This window comes from Photobacterium minamisatsumaniensis, assembly GCF_050336695.1.
In the GTDB taxonomy this organism is placed as follows: Bacteria; Pseudomonadota; Gammaproteobacteria; order Enterobacterales; family Vibrionaceae; genus Photobacterium; species Photobacterium minamisatsumaniensis.
Map to the genome: position 1 here is coordinate 1 of NZ_JAKJSI010000094.1, position 3,410 is coordinate 3,410.

Here is a 3,410-nt window from a genome sequence, read left to right on the forward strand (position 1 = left end):
GTGCCGACTACCGGAGTCGAACTGGTGACCTACTGATTACAAGTCAGTTGCTCTACCTACTGAGCTAAGTCGGCACACGAATCTTTTTCGTCTTAAACCCGAAGGTCTAACACTGATTTGGCTCCCCTTGCAAGACTTGAACTTGCGACATACGGATTAACAGTCCGCCGTTCTACCAACTGAACTAAGGGGGAATTGCTTATCGTTGCTTGCACCATGTTCATCAAAAAGAAGAAATGGTGCCTCGAGGCGGAATCGAACCACCGACACGAGGATTTTCAATCCTCTGCTCTACCGACTGAGCTATCGAGGCAACGGAGCGCATTAAAAAGGTTTTCCTGCTTTTCGTCAATGGTTTTTTGATAAAAAAGATTCAACCTTGTTTTTTTTGGTCTGTTTGCTCGGTTTTTGGTCTTTTTTGGCGCTCAAAGTAACAGATGATTCAATCTAGTTATCAATGAGTGCTTGTTGTTCGAGGGCTAGGGCGCGAGACAAAGCTGGGCGTCGACTGACGAATTGACGGTATTTTTCTAAAGAGGGGGGTAATTTTTGCTCAAACTTTATCGCCCAGTTCAATGTGTGGGTTAATAAAATATCGGCAACGGTTGGGAAGTGGCCAAGCAAGTATTCATCACCTTTCATTCTGGCTGCTGCTGTTTGCAATGCTTTTTTTAACTCCCAAGCCGCGACAGGCAGCATTTCGGGCAGGCGAATAGATTCTGGCAGGGCGAAGCGGTGCTTTCCCATCGTCCATAATGGTTGTTCCAATTCTGATGTGATGAAGCTAATCCATTCATGGTGCTTGGCTGAATTTTGGCCGCCTGACTCGGGTAGCCAGTGTTGACCATATTTCTCTGCGATGTAGAGGCAGATCGCAGATGATTCTGTCATAACGGCTGAGCCATCAATTAAGCAAGGGACTTTTCCATGAGAATTTAAGGCAAGATATTGCGGGGAGCGGTGTTCTCCTCGGGAGAAATCTACCAGATGATATTGCCATTCAACACCCAGCTCTTCTAACAACCATGATACGCGTAACGAGCGAGTGCGAGGGTAACCATACAAAGCGATCATTTATCATCCCTGAGCTAATAGTGTGACGTTAATACTAAATTTAGCTTAAAAAAGACCACCCGGTATGGAGGTGGTCTTTGATGGTGATTAACGGTCGTGCTCGCCAAGGGTTAAGGGGCGTATGTGGCCCTTTAGCGGTGGATGGTAAATTTATTCACCCAACCTTTTAGCTCCCCAGCTAATTTTGACAGGTTCTCTGTGCTCTGGTGGCTTTGGCTAACCACGTTACTGAGCTGTCGTCCGCTGTCATCAATCAAGTTGATACGCTCGGATATGTCGTTGCTGACATGGGTTTGCTCTGCGGCGGCACTGGCAATATGGTGGCTCATTTGGGTAATTGATTCTAACGATGTCACAATATGGCCAAGAGCCACTGATGCTTCCTCAGATTGCTCAACGGTTGTCTGGCTGGTCGTTGCACAAACCCCCATCGTCTGGATTGCATTTTTCGATGCTTGCTGAAGGTTTGCGATCATTTGCTGAATTTCTTTGGTGCTGTTTTGGGTGCGGCCCGCAAGATTACGTACTTCATCAGCGACAACAGCAAAGCCTCGACCTTGTTCACCAGCCCGAGCGGCTTCAATCGCTGCATTTAGGGCGAGTAGGTTAGTTTGCTCTGCAATATCACCGATGACTTCCAGTACTTTGGCAATACTGTGTACATCGGTATCTAAATCAGATACCGCTTGGCTGGCAGTATTAAGCTCTTGAGCCAGCCCTGCGATTTGATCGACGGTGGTCGTAATAAGCCGCTGAGTTCGCTGGCTCTGTTGATCAGCATCTTTAGTACTAGCTGCACTGTCGTTTGCAGCATCGGCAACATTGGCTGTCGATGAAGCCATCTCGGTCATTGCTGTCGCAATCATTTCGGTCGATTGCTGCTGCGTGTCACTCAACGTTGCAATTTGGCCTGAACGATGGCGGGTTTCATCAAGTTCATGGTGTAGGGCATGCATGGATTGTTCTAAATTTTGTACTTGTTGCGCCAGTGAATAGCTCATCTGCTGGACTGCAAAGTAGAGGCTGTCACGGGGCGCTTGCGTTGAGAACTGAGTATGGATCTGGCCATCAGCAATGGCCTGAACAGCATTGCGGACATCGCTAGGTTCGCCACCGAGCAAGGCCAGCATGCGCTTAATTGTGAATATGAGCACCGCCAATATTGCGGCAGCGATAATGAAACAAAGCATAAGTTGCCATTGCGCGGTTGACCAGAAACGCGCATTCACTTCCTGATAGCCAACCCCTGTACCGACGACCCAGCCCCAGATTGGTGTTTTCTTCGCGATAGACAATTTCTTTTCAATGCTACCGTCAGGGAGTTGCTGGTGCCAAGTGTACTCAACCAGCTGATTGTGGCTGTTGCCCAGTACTCGCTGGATCAACTGACCAATACTATTACCGTCAGCATCTTTAAAATCGTTGAAGCTGGTATCGTGAAGTTGCGGGTCTAATGGTGCAGCTACAAATGTCATGTCAGCATCAACAACATAGACATATTCATTGTCTTTGTAGAGGTTGTTACGTAGTAAACGAGCGGCCATCGCTTGTGCGTCACTTTTTTCGAGCGTGCCATCAACGGCCATCTTCTCGACTTCAGTTAGAATGCTATAAGCGCTGTTGAAGACTTCTGTCACCCTTGCTTTGTTATCAAAATCACTGGCAATACGAAGAGACCATAATCCTGTGGCGCTAATACTGACAAGCGCGAGAAAAATAATTGCCGATAAGGCGTAGGCCTGATGCTTCAGTTTCATAATTGTTATTTTTCAGAGTTTATAAAGTAGGCTGATACTTATAATCTTTTGCTTTTACGTTGTAAAACAAAACGGTTAAAAATGACGGTTTGAGCAATAGGTTAGCGACAAAGCCTTACAGATTCATGTGTTATAGGTATGGTGCTCTGCAAAGTTATGGGTTGTGGGAATATTAACGTTGTAGGGAAGGGGGGGAGGTTGTGGTAACCCATCGAGCTAAAAACATTCTTTGCTCGGTAACTCGTAGGCATAAAAAAAGCCTCGTCCGAAGACAAGGCTTTCTTATTTGGCTCCCCCTGCAAGACTTGAACTTGCGACATACGGATTAACAGTCCGCCGTTCTACCAACTGAACTAAGGGGGAATTATTCTTTATCTAATACGACAAGTCATATCGGATGAATAATGGTGCCTCGAGGCGGAATCGAACCACCGACACGAGGATTTTCAATCCTCTGCTCTACCGACTGAGCTATCGAGGCAAAAGTCACACCGAAGTGTTAACTCTTGCAACACTGCTTACGCAGTACTTGCTAAAGAATGGTGCCGACTACCGGAGTCGAACTGGTGACCTACTGAT

Annotated in this window: 2 protein-coding genes and 5 tRNA genes; all 7 read right to left on the bottom strand. The window is 46.8% G+C overall.

Annotated elements, in window-relative coordinates:
• Position 1: 1 nt before the first annotated feature.
• Positions 2-74, bottom strand: a tRNA-Thr gene (locus tag L4D78_RS28070).
• Positions 75-118: 44 nt separating this feature from the next.
• Positions 119-194: transfer RNA gene (locus tag L4D78_RS28075), tRNA-Asn, on the bottom strand.
• A gap of 43 nt (positions 195-237) precedes the next feature.
• Positions 238-313: transfer RNA gene (locus tag L4D78_RS28080), tRNA-Phe, on the bottom strand.
• Between the two features lie 134 nt (positions 314-447).
• Positions 448-1,074 (bottom strand): glutathione S-transferase family protein, encoded by a 627-nt coding sequence (locus L4D78_RS28085; RefSeq protein WP_428469974.1) that lies wholly within the window; start codon positions 1,072-1,074, stop codon positions 448-450.
• A gap of 131 nt (positions 1,075-1,205) precedes the next feature.
• Complete coding sequence (locus L4D78_RS28090) at positions 1,206-2,831, bottom strand: methyl-accepting chemotaxis protein (protein WP_428469975.1); 1,626 nt, start codon at positions 2,829-2,831, stop codon at positions 1,206-1,208.
• Positions 2,832-3,118: 287 nt separating this feature from the next.
• Positions 3,119-3,194 (bottom strand) — tRNA-Asn (locus L4D78_RS28095).
• A 42-nt stretch (positions 3,195-3,236) separates the two neighbouring features.
• Positions 3,237-3,312: transfer RNA gene (locus L4D78_RS28100), tRNA-Phe, on the bottom strand.
• Positions 3,313-3,410: the final 98 nt, after the last annotated feature.

Coding starts and splice junctions, on each gene's coding strand:
- L4D78_RS28085 (WP_428469974.1), bottom strand. CDS start 1,074: ATGATCGCTTTGTATGGTTACCCTCGCACTCGCTCGTTACGCGTATCA.
- L4D78_RS28090 (WP_428469975.1), bottom strand. CDS start 2,831: ATGAAACTGAAGCATCAGGCCTACGCCTTATCGGCAATTATTTTTCTC.